The sequence below is a fragment of the Glycomyces rhizosphaerae genome (assembly GCF_042647865.1).
Taxonomy (GTDB): Bacteria; Actinomycetota; Actinomycetes; order Mycobacteriales; family Micromonosporaceae; genus Glycomyces; species Glycomyces rhizosphaerae.
Genome location: NZ_JBHRWO010000010.1, coordinates 734,448 through 755,015, shown reverse-complemented (window position 1 = coordinate 755,015; position 20,568 = coordinate 734,448). Strand labels below are relative to the sequence as shown.

Annotated in this window: 17 protein-coding genes and 1 pseudogene; 5 read left to right on the top strand and 13 right to left on the bottom strand. The window is 68.5% G+C overall.

The genetic code is table 11. From position 1 onward, the window contains the following. Positions 1–61: 61 nt before the first annotated feature. The 7 genes and pseudogenes from ACFO8M_RS13255 to ACFO8M_RS13225 form a co-directional block, all read right to left on the bottom strand. Positions 62–2,572 (bottom strand): annotated as a pseudogene (locus ACFO8M_RS13255) (ATP-dependent Clp protease ATP-binding subunit); the annotation flags it as partial. Positions 2,573–2,900: 328 nt separating this feature from the next. Beyond that, positions 2,901–3,257 (bottom strand): histone-like nucleoid-structuring protein Lsr2, encoded by a 357-nt coding sequence (locus ACFO8M_RS13250; protein ID WP_387975822.1) that lies wholly within the window; start codon positions 3,255–3,257, stop codon positions 2,901–2,903. Between the two features lie 248 nt (positions 3,258–3,505). Continuing rightward, positions 3,506–4,960, bottom strand: coding sequence for a lysine--tRNA ligase (gene lysS / locus ACFO8M_RS13245; RefSeq protein WP_387976389.1), 1,455 nt, complete (start codon positions 4,958–4,960; stop codon positions 3,506–3,508). A 263-nt stretch (positions 4,961–5,223) separates the two neighbouring features. Next, positions 5,224–6,030: an AmmeMemoRadiSam system protein B gene (gene amrB, locus ACFO8M_RS13240; protein WP_387975820.1), complete on the bottom strand. Its 807-nt coding sequence runs from the start codon at positions 6,028–6,030 to the stop codon at positions 5,224–5,226. A 71-nt stretch (positions 6,031–6,101) separates the two neighbouring features. Further along, the gene (amrS, locus tag ACFO8M_RS13235; protein WP_387975817.1) at positions 6,102–7,241 is read right to left on the bottom strand and encodes an AmmeMemoRadiSam system radical SAM enzyme; all 1,140 of its coding nucleotides are present in this window, start codon (positions 7,239–7,241) and stop codon (positions 6,102–6,104) included. 108 nt (positions 7,242–7,349) lie between these two features. Further along, the gene (locus ACFO8M_RS13230; protein WP_387975814.1) at positions 7,350–8,444 is read right to left on the bottom strand and encodes an ABC transporter ATP-binding protein; all 1,095 of its coding nucleotides are present in this window, start codon (positions 8,442–8,444) and stop codon (positions 7,350–7,352) included. A gap of 223 nt (positions 8,445–8,667) precedes the next feature. Then, positions 8,668–9,414, bottom strand: a complete 747-nt coding sequence (locus tag ACFO8M_RS13225) for a hypothetical protein (protein ID WP_387975811.1) — start codon at positions 9,412–9,414, stop codon at positions 8,668–8,670. Between the two features lie 47 nt (positions 9,415–9,461). On the opposite strand from ACFO8M_RS13225, the gene ACFO8M_RS13220 reads away from it, so the two are divergent. The 3 genes from ACFO8M_RS13220 to ACFO8M_RS13210 all read left to right on the top strand — a co-directional run bounded on the left by ACFO8M_RS13220 (position 9,462) and on the right by ACFO8M_RS13210 (position 11,253). After that, positions 9,462–10,514 carry a UDP-N-acetylmuramate dehydrogenase gene (locus tag ACFO8M_RS13220; RefSeq protein WP_387975808.1) on the top strand — a complete coding sequence of 351 codons (1,053 nt, stop codon included), beginning with the start codon at positions 9,462–9,464 and terminating at the stop codon, positions 10,512–10,514. A 116-nt stretch (positions 10,515–10,630) separates the two neighbouring features. Next, positions 10,631–10,843 (top strand): type II toxin-antitoxin system VapB family antitoxin, encoded by a 213-nt coding sequence (locus ACFO8M_RS13215; RefSeq protein ID WP_387975805.1) that lies wholly within the window; start codon positions 10,631–10,633, stop codon positions 10,841–10,843. Next, positions 10,843–11,253 (top strand): PIN domain-containing protein, encoded by a 411-nt coding sequence (locus tag ACFO8M_RS13210; RefSeq protein ID WP_387975799.1) that lies wholly within the window; start codon positions 10,843–10,845, stop codon positions 11,251–11,253. The genes ACFO8M_RS13215 and ACFO8M_RS13210 overlap by 1 nt, the downstream gene beginning before the upstream one ends. 4 nt (positions 11,254–11,257) lie before the next feature. Here ACFO8M_RS13210 and hemB read toward each other — a convergent pair whose 3' ends face one another. From hemB to ACFO8M_RS13180, 6 genes are all read right to left on the bottom strand, one after another. Next, positions 11,258–12,244 (bottom strand): porphobilinogen synthase, encoded by a 987-nt coding sequence (gene hemB, locus ACFO8M_RS13205; protein ID WP_387975796.1) that lies wholly within the window; start codon positions 12,242–12,244, stop codon positions 11,258–11,260. 32 nt (positions 12,245–12,276) lie between these two features. Beyond that, the gene (locus ACFO8M_RS13200; RefSeq protein ID WP_387975793.1) at positions 12,277–13,857 is read right to left on the bottom strand and encodes a bifunctional uroporphyrinogen-III C-methyltransferase/uroporphyrinogen-III synthase; all 1,581 of its coding nucleotides are present in this window, start codon (positions 13,855–13,857) and stop codon (positions 12,277–12,279) included. Beyond that, complete coding sequence (gene hemC / locus ACFO8M_RS13195; protein ID WP_387975790.1) at positions 13,854–14,834, bottom strand: hydroxymethylbilane synthase; 981 nt, start codon at positions 14,832–14,834, stop codon at positions 13,854–13,856. Before hemC ends, ACFO8M_RS13200 begins: the two co-directional genes overlap by 4 nt. 15 nt (positions 14,835–14,849) lie before the next feature. Beyond that, complete coding sequence (locus ACFO8M_RS13190; protein ID WP_387975787.1) at positions 14,850–16,262, bottom strand: glutamyl-tRNA reductase; 1,413 nt, start codon at positions 16,260–16,262, stop codon at positions 14,850–14,852. Beyond that, positions 16,259–16,996 (bottom strand): redox-sensing transcriptional repressor Rex, encoded by a 738-nt coding sequence (locus ACFO8M_RS13185; RefSeq protein ID WP_387975784.1) that lies wholly within the window; start codon positions 16,994–16,996, stop codon positions 16,259–16,261. The genes ACFO8M_RS13190 and ACFO8M_RS13185 overlap by 4 nt, the downstream gene beginning before the upstream one ends. Positions 16,997–17,320: 324 nt before the next feature. Further along, positions 17,321–17,569 (bottom strand): glutaredoxin family protein, encoded by a 249-nt coding sequence (locus ACFO8M_RS13180; protein WP_387975781.1) that lies wholly within the window; start codon positions 17,567–17,569, stop codon positions 17,321–17,323. Between the two features lie 346 nt (positions 17,570–17,915). On the opposite strand from ACFO8M_RS13180, the gene ACFO8M_RS13175 reads away from it, so the two are divergent. Together ACFO8M_RS13175 and ACFO8M_RS13170 are read left to right on the top strand one after the other, a co-directional pair. Beyond that, the gene (locus tag ACFO8M_RS13175; protein ID WP_387975778.1) at positions 17,916–18,746 is read left to right on the top strand and encodes an ECF subfamily RNA polymerase sigma factor, BldN family; all 831 of its coding nucleotides are present in this window, start codon (positions 17,916–17,918) and stop codon (positions 18,744–18,746) included. A 417-nt stretch (positions 18,747–19,163) separates the two neighbouring features. Then, the gene (locus ACFO8M_RS13170) at positions 19,164–20,336 is read left to right on the top strand and encodes a DUF5667 domain-containing protein (RefSeq protein ID WP_387975775.1); all 1,173 of its coding nucleotides are present in this window, start codon (positions 19,164–19,166) and stop codon (positions 20,334–20,336) included. The last annotated feature ends 232 nt before the right edge of the window (positions 20,337–20,568 follow it).

Below are 20,568 nucleotides of genomic sequence, written 5' to 3'. Positions count from 1 at the left end.
CACCCGGGCTCTTCGGCGGCATGGTGCCAGTGCCCGCTCCCGGGCTCTTGGGAGCCCGCTCGCCGGCCAGTTCGGCCGGAGGCGTGTCCGGCACGCCCGCGGGCTTGTCGGCGCCCCTGAACGTCAGGTTCGTCTTCTCGATGTCCTTCGGGTCGCCGTCGACGTCCACGATGACGATCTGACCGGGCGTGAACTCGTTGAAGAGGATCTTCTCCGAGAGCGTGTCCTCGATCTCGCGCTGGATCGTGCGACGCAGCGGCCGCGCGCCCAGGACGGGGTCGTAGCCCTTGTGCCCCAGGTACAGCTTCGCGTTGTCGGTCAGCTCCAGGGCCATGTCGCGGTTCGCGAGCTGGTCCTCGATGCGCTTGACCATGAGGTCGACGATCGCGACGATCGCTTCCTGCGTGTGCTTCGGGAACACGATCGTGTCGTCGATGCGGTTCAGGAACTCGGGGCGGAAGTGGTTCTTCAGCTCCTCGTTGACCTTCTCCTTCATCCGGTCGTAGTCGCCGCCCTCGGACGCGTCCGCCTGGAAGCCCAGCGACACGGCCTTGCCGACGTCCCTCGTACCGAGGTTCGTGGTCAGGATCAGCACGGTGTTCTTGAAGTCCACGATGCGGCCCTGGCCGTCGGTCAGGCGACCGTCCTCCAGGATCTGCAGGAGCGTGTTGAACACGTCCGGGTGGGCCTTCTCGATCTCGTCGAACAGGACCACGGAGAACGGCTTGCGGCGCACCTTCTCGGTGAGCTGCCCGCCCTCGTCGTAGCCGACGTAGCCGGGAGGCGCACCAACCAGGCGCGAGACCGTGTAGCGGTCGTGGAACTCGGACATGTCGAGCTGGATCAGCGCGTCCTCGGAGCCGAACAGGAACTCCGCGAGCGCCTTCGCCAGCTCGGTCTTACCCACACCGGACGGGCCGGCGAAGATGAACGAGCCCGACGGGCGCTTCGGGTCCTTAAGCCCGGCGCGCGTACGGCGGATCGCCTTGGAGACGGCCTTGACGGCGTCCTCCTGGCCGATGATGCGCTTGTGGATCTCCTCCTCCATGCGCAGCAGGCGGGAGGTCTCCTCCTCGGTCAGCTTGTAGACCGGGATGCCGGTCCAGTTCGCGAGGACCTCGGAGATCATCTCCTCGTCGACCTCGGTGACCTGGTCGAGGTCGCCGGCCTTCCACTCCTGCTCGCGCTTGGCGCGCTTCTCGTGCAGGCGCTTCTCGGTGTCGCGCAGGCGCGCGGCGGCCTCGAAGTCCTGGGCGTCGATCGCCGATTCCTTCTGGCGACGCGTCTCGGCGATCTCCTCGTCGATCTCGCGGAGGTCCGGCGGTGCGGTCATCCGGCGGATGCGCATTCTCGCGCCCGCCTCGTCGATGAGGTCGATGGCCTTGTCCGGCAGGAACCGGTCCGAGATGTACCGGTCCGCGAGCGTCGCGGCCTGCACCAGGGCGCCGTCCGTGATGGAGACGCGGTGGTGGGCCTCGTAGCGGTCCCGCAGGCCCTTGAGGATCTCGATGGTGTGCGCCAGGGACGGCTCGGCCACCTGAATCGGCTGGAAGCGGCGCTCGAGCGCGGCGTCCTTCTCGAGGTACTTGCGGTACTCGTCGAGCGTGGTCGCACCGATGGTCTGCAGCTCGCCGCGGGCCAGCATCGGCTTGAGGATCGAAGCCGCGTCGATCGCGCCCTCGGCGGCCCCCGCGCCGACGAGCGTGTGGATCTCGTCGATGAAGAGGATGATGTCGCCGCGGGTCTTGATCTCCTTGAGGACCTTCTTCAGGCGCTCTTCGAAGTCACCGCGGTAGCGGGAGCCGGCCACCAGGGCGCCCAGGTCAAGCGTGTACAGCTGCTTGTCCTTGAGCGTCTCGGGAACCTCGCCCTTGGTGATCGCCTGCGCGAGGCCCTCGACGGCGGCGGTCTTGCCGACGCCGGGCTCGCCGATGAGCACCGGGTTGTTCTTGGTGCGGCGGGAGAGGACCTGCATGACGCGTTCGATCTCGCGCTGGCGCCCGATCACGGGGTCGAGCTTGCCGTCGCGGGCGGCCTGCGTGAGGTTGCGTCCGAACTGGTCGAGCACGAGCGAACCGGACTGCTGCGCCTCCTGGGAGGTGCCGCCGGCGGTCGCGCCCGCGGGCTCCTTGCCCTGGTAGCCCGACAGCAGCTGCAGGACCTGCTGGCGCACGCGGTTGAGGTCCGCGCCGAGCTTGATGAGGACCTGGGCGGCGACGCCCTCGCCCTCGCGGATCAGGCCGAGCAGGATGTGCTCGGTGCCGATGTAGTTGTGGCCCAGCTGCAGCGCCTCGCGGAGGCTCAGTTCGAGCACCTTCTTCGCCCGCGGGGTGAAGGGGATGTGCCCGGACGGGGCCTGCTGGCCCTGGCCGATGATCTCCTCGACCTGCTGGCGGACGCCTTCCAAGGAAATGCCCAGGCTCTCCAGGGCCTTCGCCGCCACGCCCTCGCCCTCGTGGATGAGGCCGAGCAGGATGTGTTCCGTGCCGATGTAGTTGTGGTTGAGCATCCTGGCTTCTTCTTGAGCCAAGACGACCACGCGTCGGGCACGGTCCGTAAACCGTTCAAACATGCGCTTCTGCTCCTCGCGTCCGCCGCTACTTGTCGTCGTTACTGGTCGTGGCTTGCAAAACCCTGTGGGTACACCTTATCTCCCGGTTCTGCGGACGACGGGTGCCACGTGGGTGACAACAAGCGTGCCCCTTCGACCATTCCCGGTGATAACAGGTTCGCTGTGAGCGCAATACCCGCTGTCCCGCGCCGCAATCCAATGGATGGTGCCAGGCGGGTGTGACAGTCCTTCCGAAGTCCTACCGACTGCGTCTCGACTCGCGGGACGCGAAAACACCCGCTCCCCCAGGGGAGAGCGGGCGCGGAAGTCGGGTCGCAGGACTGCCTGACTAGTTGTGCGCGGCGTTGTATTCCTCGACGATCGCCTGCGGGATGCGCCCGCGGGGCGAAACACGCTTGCCGCTGCGCTCGGCCCACTCGCGGATGGCCTTGTTCTGCTCACGGTCCACAGTCTGGCGGCGGGGGGCGGTGGCGCCGCGGACCGGGCCGCGGGGCGCGCCCAGGCTGTAACGGCCGAGACGAGTGCCGGCCTCCTGGAATTTCTCCAGAGCGTCGCGCAGTTCCTTGGCGTGCCCGGCCGAGAGGTCGATCTCGTAGGCCTGTCCGTCGATAGCGAATTTGACGGTCTCCTCAGCCTTGCTGCCGTCGATATCGTCGATCAGGATGACCTGTGTCTTCTTCGCCATGGCAAATTCCTCTCGAACTGTAGCGACTACCGCTGCCGGGACAACCGTCTTGCTAGTGCCAGAGCATATACGAGTCCATTAGCGAAGGGAAAGAGGGTGGGCGCATCTATTTGTGAATACGTCGCTACCGTCCAGGTCACCGGCGACTTGAATGCGTCCAAGTCTCCCGCGTCCGGGCAAAAAGGGACCGCGCCGGAGGGGAGGCCCTTGAATAGGCCCCACACCCCCGGCGCGGTTTCTTTGCTTTGCTATTCCGGTTTCACCAGCGGGAAGAGGATGGTCTCTCGGATACCGAGTCCGGTGAGCGCCATAAGCAACCGGTCGATTCCCATGCCCATCCCGCACAGCGGCGGGAGGCCGTACTCCATCGCGCGCAGGAAGTCCTCGTCGACGCCCATCGCCTCATCGTCGCCCTTGGCGGCCAGTCTGGCCTGGGCCTCGAGGCGCTCGCGCTGGATAACGGGGTCGATGAGCTCCGAATAACCGGTGCCGAGTTCGAAACCGCGGACGTACAGGTCCCATTTCTCGGTGAGCCCGGGAGTGGTGCGGTGACCGCGCGTGAGCGGCGAGGTCTCCTCCGGGTAGTCGAAGACGAAGGTGGGCTCGTGGAGGTGGTCGGAGACCAGCACCTCGAACAATTCCTCCGCGAGTTTCCCGGGACCCCACTTGGGGTCGACGCCGAGTTCGACTTTCTCGGCGTAAGCGCGGAGCGTCTCGAGCGGGGTGTCGACGGTCACGGTTTCTCCGAGGGCTTCGGAAAGGGAACCGAAGACGGTGATCTCGGCCCACTCGCCGCCGAGATCGTACTGGGAGCCGTCCGCGAGTTCGACGATCTCCGAACCGAACACCGATCGGGCGACGCCCTGAATGAGCGACTTGGTGAGCCCGGCGATGGTGCGGTAGTCGCCGTAGGCCTGATAAGCCTCGAGCATCGCGAACTCCGGCGAATGCGACGAGTCGGCGCCCTCGTTGCGGAAGTTCCGGTTGATCTCGAATACGCGGTCGATGCCGCCGACGACGCACCTTTTCAGATAGAGCTCAGGGGCGATGCGCATGTACAGGTCCATGTCGTACGCGTTCATGTGCGTCACGAACGGCCGCGCCGTGGCGCCGCCGGGCTGGACCTGCATCATCGGGGTCTCGACCTCGACGTAGTCGCGGTCGTCGAGCTGGTCGCGCAGGGAGCGGACCACCTTGGCGCGGTTGCGGGCGTTCGCGCGAGCCTCGGGCCGCATGATGAGGTCGACGTAGCGCTGGCGGACGCGGGTCTCCTCGGCGAGGGGCTTGTGCGCCACGGGAAGCGGACGCAGGGCCTTGCCGGTGATCTGGAACGAGTCGGCCATGACCGACAGCTCGCCGCGCTTGGAGGTGATGACCTCGCCGGTGACACCGATGTGGTCGCCGATGTCGGCCAGGCGCTTCCAGTCCGCGAGGGCTGCTTCGCCGATCTTGCCCTGGGAGAGCATCACCTGGAACTCGGTGCCGTCGCCGTCGCGCAGGCGGGCGAAGCAGAGCTTCCCGGCGGTGCGCACGAAGATCACCCGTCCGGTGGTACCGACGGTGACGCCGGAGGATTCGCCGTCGGGGAGGCCCGCGAACTGCTCGCGCAGTTCGGCCAGGCTGTGGGTGCGCGGGTAGCCGAGCGCGTACGGCTCCTTGCCTTCCGCGAGGAGGGCGGCGCGCTTCTCACGCCGGATCTGCATCTGCTCGGGAAGGTCGTCGCCGCTGTCGGTGTTCTGCTCGTGCTCGGTCACGCCTTCAAGGGTAAATGTCCCCGCCGCGGCTCAGCATGCGAGATTCGCCTCATCGCGCCGTGTCACACCGCCCTCGCGGCCGGGTGCGGCTATAGGGCATGCCCCTTCCCACCCGCATCCGCCTCCGACCAACCGAAGAAATGAGGCGACTCTCCCACACGGGTCCGACATCCCCCGAACCCGAAGCCCGTTCGCGCTCGCCTGGCAGTGGGCTACTCGGCCAGGATCGGGCGTTCGATCGCGAAGGCCGGGTAGCCGACGACGCGGTCCGGCCTGCCGACCGTGTCCGCCGAGGTGGCCAGCGCGAGCTGCCTTGGGCGCCGTCCGGTCGCGTCGGCCCAGGCGAGGGTGGCGCGCAGGGCGTACACGCCGCAGGCGTGCTGCGGTGCGATCTCGCGCGGGCGCAGGCTGCGGATCGCCTCGGCGGTCACGGCGTCGATGCGTTCGGCGGTGGCCTGGTCGTGGAAGTGCGAGAGGTCCGTCGAGCACACCAGCACCGCGTCCTCGCCGGCCTCTTCCAGCAGGGCGGCGATGACGCGTGCGCTGTCCGGGGACTGGCTCATGCCGAACGCCACCGGCGTCACCTCGATGTCCGGACCGAGTGCGACCTGCAGGAACGGCAGTTGCACCTCGAGTGAGTGCTCGGCTTCGTGCGGCAGGCGCGAGGAGCCGACGATGTTCGACGCGGCGACCCGCACCTGCCCGAGCGGGGTCTCCCAGCGCGCGTATGGCGCGGCGGCGTGCCCGCGGAGCGGGTAGTGGTGGGAGGGTCCGACGAGGACGACGCGCTTGACGCGGCCGCGGTGGGCCGCGAGCCGGGCGTAGACCTCGGCGGCGACGGGCCCGGAGTAGCGGTAACCGGCGTGCGGCACGATGTAGGCCGCGGCGAGCGGTTCGCTCACGGGGCCGACGGCGTCGATGAGCCGCTGGATGTCGGCGCGGAGCAGCCCGGGGTCGGCCGGGTAGAAGCGTCCGGCGACGGCCGCTGGCCGTACGGTGTCTGATTTGATCGAAGGCATCGCAGGTCTTCCGGTGGTGGTTCCTGTGGTCGGTGTGGAGGCTCTGGTCGGTGAGCCGGGATGTGCTCTGGTTATGCGGGTTCTCGCCTGTGTGACGGCGCGGCGACGCGGATCGGTTGTCGTTTGGGACCCCAGTCTCCCGCCGGTCCGTCGAAAACCCCGGGAACGGGCGCGCCGCAACTGTTGCAGTGTCCGCTATCCGACACTGCATATCGGTCAATTCGGTACCAATCGCGCAGGATGAGGGCTTCCCCACAGTTCGTGCAAGTCGTGGTCTGGCCTTCGGGGTCGTGCACGTTGCCGGTGTAGACGAACCGCAGTCCCGCGTCGTGCGCGATCCGCCTGGCCCGGCGCAGCGTGGCCACCGGGGTCGGCGGCACGTCGCGCATCTTGAAGTCCGGGTGGAACGCCGTGAAGTGCAGCGGGACGTCCGGGCCCAGATGTTCGCGGATCCACGCGCACTCGGCCGCGATCTCGTCGTCCGAGTCGTTGTGCTCGGGGATGAGCAGCGTGGTGATCTCGGTCCACACGTCGGTCTCGTGCACCAGGTATTCGAGTGTATCGAGGACAGTCCTCAGTGAAGCGAACGCGATCTTGTGGTAGAACTCCTCGGTGAACGCCTTGAGGTCGATATTCGCGGCGTCCATGTGCGCGTAGAGCTCTCGTCGCGCGTCGGGCCTGATGTACCCCGCCGAGACGGCCATTGCCTTGAGACCGGCCTCGCGGGCCGCGTCTGCGCAGTCGGCCGCGTATTCGAGGAACACCGTAGGGTCATTGTATGTGAACGCGATCGATCTGCAGCCCAGGCGCTTCGCGGTCGTGGCGAGCGTCTCGGGCTCGGCTTCCGAAGCGAGCGTGTCGATCTCGCGGGACTTCGAGATGTCCCAGTTCTGGCAGAAGCGGCAGGCCAGGTTGCACCCGGCGGTCCCGAAGGAGAGCACCGGAGTGCCTGGCAGGAAGTGGTTCAGGGGCTTCTTCTCGATCGGGTCGATGCAGAACCCGGACGAGCGCCCGTACGAGGTGAGGACGATCTGGTCGCCGTGGCGCGCGCGCACGAAGCACAGGCCGCGCTGGCCTTCGCGCAGGCGGCAGGCCCGCGGGCAGACGGTGCATTCGATGCGCCCGTCGTCCAAGGCCCGGTGGAACTCGGTGCCGACGGTGAACTCGTCGGCGCCTTCGACCCGTGGCCTACAGGGAGTGAGGGTGGCCATACTCACTACCGTAGCGCCCGCTCCGTTGCCGCTGCGTTTCGGTGCGGGCACAACCGAAGGGCATGGGAAAGGGGGCCGCGTGAAATCGCGGCCCCCTTCCCTATTGCGCTAGTTCAGGCGCTCGCCCGAAGCGGCGTGGAAGACGTGCTCGTGGCCCGGTTCCGGCACGACGTACACGGTCTCGGCGAGACGCGGGACGTTGGCCGACTCGGTGCGGACGACGAAGCGCTCGGAGTCGCCGTTGTACGCGGCGTGGCCGTACACGTAGGCCTCCGAACCGAGCTCCTCGACGAGGTCGACCTCGATCGGGATGCCGCCCGAGGTCTCCGTGCCGAGCTTGCAGTGCTCGGGGCGGATGCCGACGGTGACCTTCTGGTCGCCGCCGTCCTGGGTGGCGGCGTCGCGGACCTCGCGCGCGAGCGGGAGGGTCACGTCGCCGAACAGGGCGCCGGCCTCGGTCAGGTTGACCGTCTTGAGGTTCATGGCCGGGGAGCCGATGAAGCCCGCGACGAAGGTGTTGGAGGGCTTTTCGTACAGGGTGCGCGGGGTGTCGCACTGCTGCAGGAGGCCGTCCTTCATGACCGCGATCCGGTGGCCCATGGTCATGGCCTCGATCTGGTCGTGGGTGACGTAGACCGTGGTGATGCCGAGGCGCTTCTGGAGCGAGGCGATCTGCGAGCGGGTCTGGACGCGGAGCTTGGCGTCGAGGTTCGACAGCGGCTCGTCCATGAGGAACACCTGCGGCTCGCGCACGATGGCGCGGCCCATGGCGACGCGCTGGCGCTGACCACCCGAGAGGGCCTTCGGCTTGCGGCCGAGGTAGTCGGAGAGGTCGAGGAGCTTGGCGGCGTCTTCCACCCGCTGCTTGATCTCGGACTTCGGCATGCGGCGCAGCTTGAGGGCGAACGCCATGTTGTCGAAGACGGACATGTGCGGGTAGAGCGCGTAGTTCTGGAAGACCATCGCGATGTCGCGGGACTTCGGGGGGAGGTTCGAGACGTCGGTCTCGTTGATGAAGATCGAGCCTTCGTCGACCTCTTCGAGGCCGGCGAGCATCCGGAGCGAGGTGGACTTTCCGCAGCCGGAGGGGCCGACGAGAACGAGGAACTCGCCCTCCTGGATCTCCAGGTTGAGCTTGTCGACGGCGGGCTTCTCGGTGCCCGGGTAGATGCGCGTGGCACCTGCGTACGTCACTGTGGCCATGATGTGGTCCCTTTCACTGGCAGGTACGTGCCAGACGATCCGTGGTAAAAGGCGGTTGTGGCATCACAGTGCGGGACCTCACCGGGGCGCGACCCTGCGCTGTGAATTCGGCTGCGTGATGCGGAGCACCGCACAGCGTGAGCTGAGCCTAGCCGCGAGGGAATGCCTTTGCCAAGTCGGAGCCGAACGTTTGTCCGGTTTCCCACGAACGTTTACCGAAACGTTATTCCACGCGCAGGGCCTGCAGCAGGCGCTCGTCGCCCGCCACGTCGCAGATCCCGAACGGCAGCCGGCCCCACAGCGCCAGCGCGATGTCCGAGGCCGAGCCCGCGGCGCGGGCCTGCAGCTCAGTGCGCGAATCGGGATGGTCGAGCAGCGCGACGCGGCCGTCTCTGAGGCGCACGAACCAGGTCGCGTCGGCGTCCTGGGCGAAGAGCTGCACGAGCCCGGAGGTCTCGGGATGGGCGCCGCGGCGGGCGCCGACGGGCAGGAACGCCTCGAAGACCTCGGTGATCGTCTCGGAGGCGAGGGCGGCCGGCACGGGTGCGGTGGCGCCCACGGCCATCTGCACGTCCCAGCGGGCCAGTCCGGTGGCGACGGCGACGCGCCGGTGCCAGAACTCGGCATGCCACTCCACGGGCGCCCACGTCCACGCGGGCGATTCGGGGCCGCGGGCCTCGACCGCGTCGAGCACGGCGGCGAGCGCCTGGTCGAACACGTCGAGGACGGCGGCGCCCTCGGCTCTCACCGGCGGTGGCTCGGGCAGGTCCTCGTCTTCTGTGGGGCGCGTGAACACGGCCTGGACGGCCCAGCGGTACTCGCGGGCCAGTTCGAGAAGAATGTCCGCCACCGTGGAGTCCGGCCGTGAGGGGGCGACGCGGCCGAGCACCTCGGGTCCGCAAGCCGAGCGCAGGCCCGCAGCCTCGGTCTTCAACTCGGTGAGGTAGTCGGTGATGCGCAGCTTAGCCATGGTGACCGCCGTTCCTCGTAGCCTGCGTAAAGCTTAGGCTTTCCGGTGTGACACACGCCAGCCCAACGCCGAGCGAACAGGCCGCGAACGGCCCGATTCCCGGCAAATCTCTCAGCGAATACACGACGCTGCGCCTGGGCGGACCGGCCCGGGAACTGGTCGAGGTCCACTCCTCGGAGGAAGCGGTCGCGGCACTGCGTGGGGCCGAGGGCCCGACGCTGGCGCTCGCCGGCGGCAGCAACGTGGTGATCGGCGACGGGGGCTTCGACGGCACGGTGGTGCTGCTGCGCGGCGGGGGCATCGCCGAGGCCGACGGCGCGATCCGGGTCGAGGCGGGCCAGGTCTGGGACGAGTTCGTCGCGTGGACCGTGGCGAACGGCTGCTCAGGTGTGGAGTGCCTCAGCGGCATCCCCGGCTCGGCCGGGGCGACGCCGATCCAGAACGTGGGCGCGTACGGCCAGGAGGTCGCGCAGACGATCGCGGCGGTGCAGGTCTGGGACCGGGAGCAGGACGAGATCCGCGACTGGACGCCCGAGGAATGCGCGTTCGCCTACCGCCACAGCGCCTTCAAGCACAACGACCGGTATTTCGTCATGAGCGTCGACTTCCGCTTGGAGGCCTCGCTGCTCTCGCAGCCGGTCGCGTACGCCGAACTGGCAAAGCGAGTGGGCGTCGAAGTCGGCGGGCGAGTGCCGCTGGCCGACGCGAGGGAAGCGGTCATCGAACTGCGCCGGGGCAAGGGCATGGTCCTCGACGAGCAGGACCACGACACCTGGAGCGCCGGTTCGTTCTTCACGAACCCGATCATCGACGCGCACGTCTACCACGAGCTGGAAGCGCGTGCAGGAGGCGAACCCCCGCACTGGCCCTCGGGAGAGGGAAAGGTGAAGGTCTCGGCCGCCTGGCTCATCGGAGCGGCAGGCTTCGAGAAGGGTCACCAGCGGGGAAACGTAAGCCTCTCAACCAAACACACTCTGGCCCTGACGAACCGAGGCGGGGCCACGACGGCCGAACTCCTTGCCCTCGCAACCGAAGTCGCCGACAAAGTCGAGCAGGATTTCGGCATCCGCCTCCACCCCGAACCGGTCATGGTGCTCTAGTCCCGTCACGGACCATGCGCGACGGCACAACACGCGGAGGACTCCTTAGATTCGCCGAACTCCGCCGTCACGGATATACTCTGAACTACATGCGATATCAAAGTATGGAGGCGGTCATGACCAAGACTCTCGTGGACGTCGATGACGACCTGCTGGCCGATGTCATGGCCAAGAGCGGCGCCAAGACCAAGAAGCAGGCCATCAACGAGGCGCTTTCGTTCTATGCGAAGGCCCAGGACAAGAGCCCTGAGGAGGCGTGGCGCGACCTGTTCGCGATGGCCGACGAAGGCCTGATCGATCTCGAAAGCCTTGAAGCCTCCGAGGGCTGATGTATCTCATCGACTCAAGCGCCCTTGTCCGCATCCTTCGCAAGCAGGTCGACCCGGCGTGGATCGACTACGCGATATCCCGGAAGTTCGCAATCTGCGAGCCGGTCCTTTGCGAGACCATCAAGGCAGTTGGCAAGGGCCAAGCCAAACGAGCTGAGACGAACTTGCTCGCCGGCCACCGATACGTCAAGCTTCCGGACGGTGTCTGGGACTACGTGCGCGCGATGCGGCACGGCCTGATCGAGCGGAGCATGCACAACGTGTTCGGTGTTGCGGACTACCTCATCGCGGCGACAGCGATGAAACTGAAGCTTCCCGTTCTGCATGAGGACAAGGACTACACGGCCGCCGCGACGATCTTCCCGCAGTTGAGCGAACGGCGCATCAGCATGACACTCCCCGACGAGTAACGGCCTAGCGGAGGAGGGCGGCTGCTTCCAGGGCCGCGTAGGTCGCGATGACGCCTGCTCCTGCTCGCTTGATGCTGGTCAAGCTCTCCAGGATCGCCGCGTCGCGGTTGATCCAACCCCGATCCGCCGCGGCCACGATCTGGGCGTACTCGCCGCTGATGTGGTAGGCCGCAACGGGAACCGGGCTGCGCTCGGCGGCGGCCTTCACGATGTCGAGGTACGGGAGCGCGGGCTTGACCATGACGATGTCGGCGCCCTGCTCGATGTCGAGGTCGATCTCGTGGAGCGCTTCGGTGGCGTTCGCGTTGTCCTGCTGGTAAGTGCGGCGGTCGCCCTGCAGCTGCGATTCGACGGCGTCGCGGAACGGACCGTAGAACGCGCTGGCGTACTTCGCCGCATAAGCGAGCAGGCCGGTGTCGGTGTGGCCCGCTTCGTCAAGGGCGGCACGGACGTAGCCGATCTGGCCGTCCATCATGCCCGAGGCGCCGAGCAGGTCCGCGCCCGAATCCGCAAGGGCCAGGCCCATCTCCGCATAGCGCGCGAGCGAAGCGTCGTTGTCCACAGTGCCATCAGGGCGCAGGACGCCGCAGTGGCCGTGGTCGGTGAACTCGTCGAGGCACAGGTCCGGGATGACCACGAGGTCGTCGCCGATCTCCTCGCGGATCGCCCGGGTGGTGACGTTGAGGATCCCGTTCGGATCGGTTGCGGCCGAGCCGATCGCGTCGCGCACCAACGGGATGCCGAAGGGCATGAGTCCGCCGATGCCGGCCCGTGCGGCCTCGACCGCGAGCTTGCGCACCGAGTCCACGGAGTGCTGGAAGACGCCCGGCATCGAGGCGATCTCGACCGGCTCGGTCAGGCCCTCCTTGACGAAGATCGGCAGCACGAGGTCGTTCGGATGGACACGCGTCTCGGCCACGAGACGGCGAAGGGCCGCAGTGCGGCGCAGCCTCCGAGGCCGGATCACGGGGAGTTCGGAGCTGTTCGGCACTGCGGCCACTTCCCTTCGTACGTAAGAACTTCCTAACGGAAGCGCAGAGCGGTCGGGCCCTGCACCTTCTGTCCGCGGCGGGTCTTGATCGGGCCCTCGGCCAGGCGCTGCTTCAGCTCCGTGGCGTACTCGGCGAGGGCCTCGATGAGGTCCGGCACCGAAGCGTTGTCGGGCTTGGCGTCGACGCGCAGACCGAACTCGGTCGCGGTGTCGGCCGTCGCCGGGCCGATGCAGGCCACGACCGTGCGCTGGTGCGGCTTGCCCGCGATGCCGACGAGGTTGCGGACCGTGGAGGACGAGGTGAACAGCACCGCGTCGAATCCACCGGACTTGATCGCGTCGCGGATGTCGGCGGCCGGCGGCGAAGCGCGCACGGTGCGGTAGGCAGTGACGTCGTCGACCTCCCAGCCGCGCTCGGACAGGCCCTGCACGAGCGTCTCGGTGGCGATGTCGGCGCGCGGCAGGAGCACTCGGCCGACCATGTCCAGGATCGGGTCGTGCGGCGGGAAGACCTCCAGGAGGCCCTCCGAGGACTGCTGCCCGTTCGGGATCAGCTCGGGCTCGATGCCGAACTCGCGCACCGCGTTCGCGGTGGACTCGCCGATGCACGCGATGCGCAGGCCGCCGAAGGCGCGCGCGTCGAGGCCGTGCTCCTTGAACTTCTCCCAGATGGCCTTCACCGAGTTCTGGCTGGTGAAGACGATCCACGCGTAGCGTCCGTCCACAAGGCCCTTGATGGCCCGCTCCATCTGGGCGGGCGTGCGCGGCGGTTCGACGGCGATCGTCGGCACCTCGCACGGGATCGCACCGTAGGCGCGCAGGCGCTCGGACATGATGCCGGCCTGCTCCTTGGTGCGCGGGATGAGGACCTTCCAGCCGTAGAGCGGACGTCCCTCCCACCAGGCGAGCTCGTGGCGGTCGTCGACGCCGGGGCCGATGGTGAGCACGACCTGCCCGGCATAGCCGAGGGCCGCCTCCACAAAGGTGTCCACAGAGGACGTGGTGGTGTACTCGGTCTCGCCGGTCGCGTCGCCCGTGACGGCGACGGCGGTCTCGCCCGAGACCCCGCCCGCGAGCAGGATGTCGCGCAGGGACGAGAGGTCCGAGACGTCGGCGGTGACGGTGAGGCTGCCGCGCTTGATCGCGTCGGCGATCATGAGCGGCTCGATGGAGGCGATGTCGTCGATGTCGATGACCGTGCGGATCTCCCCGGGCGGCATGCCCGCGTACACCGCGACGGCCTGCGCGTGGCTCATGCCCGGGATGACCTCGAAGCGGGCCTGCTCGGCGCTGGCGGCCTTGATCTCGGCCTTCGCGAGCCGGTTCGGGTACGCGTCGCCGACGATGAGGCGGGCGATGTTCTCGCCCTCCCGCGCGGCGGCGGCCATGAGCTTGCCCTGGTCGCTCGGGGAGGACTCGATCAGCTTGATCTTCGCGTCGTCACCGTTGAGCTCCTTGGCGGTCTCGATGAGCGACTGCGGGAGCGACCGGTCGTAGTAGACCCGGTCGGCCTCGCGGATCGCGTCGAGGGCGCGCTTGGTCAGCAGTCCCGGATCGCCTGGGCCGGTTCCGACGAAACGCACGCGGCCCACCGGCTTACGGGCACTGGTCATGTTCTCTCCATCAACAGTCGTCTAGAGCTTGGGTCTAACTTCAATAGTTCCTCGGCACCGACCTCGAGCAGGTCCTCGGCGAGCGCCACCCCCACGGCGGCGGCCCGCGCGGCCAGTTCGGCGGCACCGGTGTCGCCTTCGTCAGGGAGAGCGGCGGTGGTCGAGAGCCGCTCGATGACGGAGCCGTCCTCGGCACCGACAGCCCCCCGCAGATACAGGTCGACCTCGCCCGGTGAAGCGCCCTCGGCGACATCGGCGAGTGCGGCCACGGGGGCGCTGCATCCGGCTTCGAGTCGTTGGAGAAGGGCGCGTTCGGCGGCGACGGCGGCCTGTGCGTACCGGTCGTTGAGCTTACTTGAGATCAGCGCAGATGTCATGTCGGCTTTGCGGCATTCAACCGCCAATGCCCCTTGTGCCGGAGCGGGAAGCATCACTAGCGGGTCCAGGTATTCCGTGATCTCCGCCTGGCGTCCGATGCGCTTGAGCCCGGCCGCTGCGAGAACCACCCCATCGAGGTCGGCGCCGACGCGGCCGATGCGGGTGTCGATGTTGCCGCGGATCGGCACGCACTCGAAGCCGCGCCCCAAGGCGTTCAGCTGCGCGATGCGCCGGGGCGAACCGGTCCCGATCCTCGCGCCCGGACCCAGGTCGGAGAGGGTGCGGCCGTCGGAGGCGATGAGCACGTCGCGCGGGTCGGCGCGCGGCGGCACAAAGACGACGAGGTGCTCGGGCTGGGCCGTGGGCAGGTCCTTGTACGAGTGGACGGCGATGTCGATCTCCTCGCGCTCCAGCGCTTCTCGCAGCTGGTTGACGAAGACCCCGACGCCGAGTTGGGCGACCGGCACATTGGTCCCGTCTCCTGTGGTCTTGATCTCGACGAGTTCGACCTGCTCCCCCGTGAGGCGCGCTATCTCGTCCGCGATCATCCCGCTCTGGGCGAGCGCGAGCTTCGATCCCCTGGTCCCGACTCGGATCACAGGTGCATTCCCTTCCTAAGGCCGGCGCGGCGAAGACGCTCCGGGCGGCTCTGGGGCGGTACCGAGGGCGTCGCCGATCGGCGCTTCGGCCGGGGCGACCACAGGGTTGATCTTGAGCGCCTCCGCGAGATCGCCGCTCTGCGGCTCCGCGACGGCGGCGGCGTCGAGCGCGAACAGGTCGCGCAGGGCGCGGGCGTAATCGGGCGCACCGGGCTGGCCGGCGAGCTCCCGCACGCGCACGGTCGGTTCGTGGAGGAGGCGCTGCACCACGCGATGCACGGTGCGGGCAACCTCGGCGCGCTGGTCGTCGGTGAAGTCGCCGCGGCGGCCGACACGGGAGAGTTCGGCCTCGACGATGTCGGCCGCGGCGGAACGCAGCGCGGCGACGGTCGGGGTGACGGCGTCGGCGCGCAGGCTCTCGTTGTAGGCGGCGATCTCCTCGGCCAGCAGCGCCTCGACCTCGGCGAGCGTGTCGGCGGCGGCTCCGGCGGCGTCCGCGCGCTGGATCTCGGCGATGTCGACCACGTGCACACCGTCGAGCAGCGCCACATCCTCGGCGACGTCCTTCGGCAGGGCCAGGTCGCAGACCACGAGCGGCGCGGTGCGGCCCTCGATGTGCAGGGCGCGCAGGACCGGCTCGGGCGAAGAGGTCGCGCAGACGAGGAGATCCACTTGCGCTGCAAGGGAAGTCAGGTCGTCGTAGTCGGCGGCCTCGGCGTCCCAGACGGCGGCGAGGCGCTCGGCCTTGTCGCGGTCGCGGTTGGCGACGGCGAGGGTCTTCACGCCGGAACGGGCGAGGGTCGCGGTGGCGAGGCTGCCCATGGCGCCGGCGCCGACGACGGCGGCGCGGGCCTGGGTGAGGCCGTTCGCGAAACCGGCGCGGGCGAGCTGCCGTTCGGCGAGTTCGAGGGCGGCGGTGACGACGGAGGGCGCGGCGGCGTCGACGTCGGTCTCCGCGTGGATCCGCTTGCCGACCCGCAGGGCCTGCTGGAAGAGCTCGTGGAGGTGGCGGCCCACCTGGTCGGCCTCGCGCGCGGTCTCGTAGGCGTCGCGCAGCTGGCCGAGGATCTGGGGTTCGCCGGCGACCATCGAGTCGAGCCCGGCGGCGACCCGGAAGGCGTGGGCGGCGGCGTCGGCGCCGTGGCGCACGTACCCGCAGGACGCGAAGTCGAGGGCCGCTTCGGACTCGTTGAGGCCCCAGACGCGGTGGAGCTCGTCGACGATCGCGGAAAGGCCCCCGTGGAAGGAACTGGCGGTGGCGTAGACCTCGACGCGGTTGCAGGTCGAGAGCACGACGGCCTCACGGACCTCGCCGCCGCGCAGGAGCGAGCGCGAGAGGTCGGCGGCGGCCTCGGGGCCCACCGCGAGCCGTTCCAGGGTCTCGACCGCGGCACTGCGATGCGAGATGCCTACTACCAGGAGGTTCACTTCACCGTTCCCGTCTCTCGGCCTTTTGGCTGCCGCGTCGGAGTCGCTTGGCCGATCGTCTTGTGGTGTTCGTGGAAGGAGAGGATCTGCAGCTCGACGGCCAGGTCGACCTTGCGGACCGCCACGCCCTGCGGCACGGCGAGTACACATGGCGCGAAGTTGAGAATGCTTGTGACACCAGCATCTACGAGTAGGTCGGCCACATGTTGGGCGGCCGCGCCCGGTGTGGCGATGACCCCTATGTTGATGCCTTCGTCACGTATCGCCCCTGCAAGAAGCGCCACGTCGCGCACTCGGATCCCGTCCAAGTCCTTCCCAATGATGCCCGGGTCCGCGTCGAAGAGGCCAACGATGTCGAAGCCTCTTTCGGAGAACCCGGGGTACCTGGCCAGGGCTTGGCCCAGGTGGCCCAGGCCGATGATGGCCACGCGGGAGTCTTTGGTGAGTCCGAGCACACCTGCGATGTAGGCGGCGAGGGTGCCGACGTTGTAGCCGACGCCGCGCATCCCGGAGGCCCCGAGCTGGGAGAGGTCCTTGCGGAGCATCGCGGAGTTGACGCCGGTGGCGGCCGCCAGCGTCTCAGACGAGACGGTCTCGACCCCGGACTCCGAGAGCGCGCCGAGCGCGCGCAGATACTCGGGCAGGCGCCTGACCGTGGCGGCCGGGAGGTCGGCGGCCGTCGCGGGAGGCCCGCTGGGGACCTGTTGGTCAGTGCCTTCGCCAGTGGTCGTCAATGGTGGAACTCCAGGTCCGCTCGCCTCCGCACCGTTCGTTCACCGGCGCGCCACTCAGCTTAGGAGGTGCGTTGTGCGGGAGATCGCACAGGCAGCGCTAACGAGGGAGATCGCGCCGATTGATCGGCTCGCAAGCTTCGCCGAAAAGGACTCGGCGGCTCGCGGGACCGGTGCGGTACACCCCCGTATCACTGGGCGAAGCCCAGCTGTACCGAAACCTGGTAGTTCCCGGCGAGCCGCCGTGGAAAATGATTTTGCCCGAAAAAGCCGGTGATGCCCGCAAATCAGGGTTTTTCGGCGTGTCCTGCCCGCGATCGCGCGGGATCACGAATTCGAGGAAGCCTCGAGATCACGCTTGAGGCGAGGAACGTCCACGTCCCAGTAGCTGTGCTCGCGGCCGTCGAGGAGCACCACGGGCAGGCGGTCCCCGTATTCACGCGCCAACGCAGCGTCGTCGGCGACGTCGATCTCAGTGAAGCCCAGGCCCGTCTCGCGCGCCACCCGGTCGAGATCGGCGCGCGCCGCGCCGCACAGGTGGCACTCCCTTGTAGTCAACAGCGTCAGCCTGTTCACCCTGCTCCCTCCGGTAGACAGAAGATCGCACAGCCTGTGCGACACCCTCCGTCATTCCTCCATCACTATTGAGTCAGAACCGGTCCGCGAACGCGGACCTCCAAACATTTGGGGAGGTAATGGTGGGATTCCGCCCCCGCGAAGAAGGGTACGTCGGTGCGCCGGGCGACCGCCGACATCGCCCGGGTCGAAGCCGTCACCGAGTGCGACACGCCGATCGCAAATACGCGTCGGCGGGCCTCCTGATTTCTAGACTCAAGCGGGTCAGTCCCTGCGGGACCCGATCGCATGACTCGGCCCGACCCCTCACACGAGGAGGCCACTAGTGCCCGGTATTGCACCAGCCATGACGCTTGGCAACTGCCACGCAATACTCAACGCAGACCTCGCCCCTTTCCTGCGCGGCAGCGCTTTCGCCGAAGCCCTGTCGCACCCGACCTTCGAACGGCTCCGGCAGGCCGTCTGGACGGTCTTGAGCCTGGACACCGGCACCGCCGAGCAGCACCACGTGCGCTCGGGCAGCGGTGCCGCCGGGACCACGGGCGCCGGTGGGGCGACCGCGACCTCCGTCCCGAACGGAACGGAACAGCACGACCCGAGCACCGACCAGGTCGACGGCGACGAAGTGGCCGACCTGGTGGCCCGAGCGCAGGACGGCGACCCGAACGCCTTCGGCGAGATCTACGACCGCTACAGCGACACGGTCTACCGCTACATCTACTTCCGCGTGAACAACGCCCAGCTGGCGGAGGACCTCGCTTCAGAGACGTTCCTCCGTGCGCTGCGCCGCATCTCCAGCTTCAGCTGGCAGGGCCGGGCCTTCGGGGCCTGGCTGGTGACGATCGCGCGGAACCTGGTCGTCGACCACTTCAAGTCGGGCCGCTACCGGCTCGAGATCGTCAAACCCGATGTCCTGGGGACCGACTCCCCCGACTCCGACCCGACCACCTCCCCCGAGACCGCCGCGCTGGAGAAGCTCACCAACGCCACCCTCCTCACCGCGGTCAAGAAGCTCAACCCGGATCAGCAGGAGTGCATCGTCCTGCGGTTCCTCCAGGGGTTCACCGTCGCCGAGACGGCCCGCACCATGGGCAAGAACGAAGGCGCGGTGAAGGCCCTCCAGTACCGGGCCGTGCGCACGCTCGCGCGGCTGCTGCCGGACGGCTTCCGAGGCTGATGCACGTCTACAGCTCCGCAAGCGTTCGCCGCGGCCCATCCGCAGTTGCGAAAGCATTCGCCGCGGCCGCTCTTGGGCGGCTCCGCACGCGTCCGCCGAGATAGGTCGAGCAATCCGATCCCCTATTCCCTTTCCCTTCCGGCGGCTCAGGCTGCTGTCGGAAACCCGACAAATACCCGTCTTCGCTGGCTTCGGCCCGCGAACCCGTCATCCGCGATCGGCCGGGAGCGACCCGGTCGGATCGACACTGCCAGGTCAGGGCCGCATCGTTGGCCCTTTGCCGCCGCGAAACCGAGCCAGGAGGCGGACAAAGTGGTCCGCGTCGCAAGGTTCGCGGCGAACCGTAACCTCAGGGGCTACTCGTGCGTTGTTCTCAGTACAGGAGTTGGATCCATGCAGTGAGAGGGGGTGTGCCCGGTGACTTTGAACCCTATGGAGCGCCGTCGCGCGGAGGAATTCGCGCGGCTGCTTGACTCCGAGGAACCCGCCCTCCCTCACCCGCGCGGCCGCGCTGACGCATCGGGCGCGTCAGAAGAAGCGTTTGCCGAACTCGTCGGCGTCACCGAACGACTCGGCGGCCTCGGCGAGCAGCTCATGGCCGCAAGCCGGCCGTCACAACACTGGCAGGACGCCACGAGGCGCCGCCTCATGGCCGTCGCCACCGATGAAGGCATCGGTGTCACCGCCCGGGCCCGGGCCAGCGCCGTGGTGCCGGAGACCAAGCGCGCACCGGTGCTCGACGACATGTTCCCGCGGCGTCCGCGCGGCGGGCGCCGCCTCGCGATCGTGGCTGCGTTGCTCACCGGCACCGTCGCCGTCTCCGGGGTCTCCGCCGCCTCGGGCGACGCGCTGCCCGGCGAGACGTTGTACAACGTCAAGCGCTCCACCGAGCGGGCACAGCTCGCCTTGGCGGGCAACGACCTCGGGAAGGCGCAGCTGTACCTGGAATTCGCCCGCACGCGCATCCAGGAGGCCTCCGAGGTCACCGGTGACGACGCTGCCGTGGCGAGCGCGCTCTACGACGCGGCGGGTGAGCTGCGCAGCGGCACCGCCTTGCTGGGCGAGCTCGCGGTCGCGAACGAGGACCCTTCACCGCTCGATTACGTGGACCTGTTCACCAACGAGCACCGCTGGGTGCTCGAGGACTTGGTGAGCGGGCTCGACGGCGAGGCGCTGCCGGCCGGCGAAGAGCTGGTCGGGGTGCTGGAGGAGGCGGCGGTGCGGTCGGTGGAGCTGCGCGGCGCGCTGGACTGCACCGAGCCCGGCGGCGAGACCGACGCGCTGGGCCCGATCCCGGGCACTTGCGTGAAGGACGCCGTGGACGGCACCAGCCCGGTCGAGCCGGGCGGGACCGACGGCGCCGAGAGCGGTCTCGGGGAGACCGGCAGCGGCGAGACCGGCGAGAACTCCGGTGGCGAGTCCGAGCCCGCGATGGTGGAGAGCCCGGTCGGGGAGACGGACGCTCCGGCGTCCGAGCTGCCGTCGGGAGGCGCGAGCGATCCGGCCCAGAGCGATGAGCCCACTGAGACGACCGGGGACGACGACCCCCTCGGCGAGCTGAGCGGGATCATCTCGGACTTGTTCGATTAGCGTCGCCCCTTCGGGGGTACGACATCGCCGGGTCATCGTTGGCCCGGGAGTAATACAAGGTGTGGAGTACCGGGCCGGGAAGCCGAGAGGCTTCCCGGCCCGCCGCCGTTGAGGAGGCGCGTTGCTCGAATCGCCCATCGCGGCTCAGCGGCTGCGGACCCGCGTAGGCGCACCGATCCGTAACCAGGCGCCCCTGCATAACCAAGCCCACACTGGAAATTCACCGGGCTCG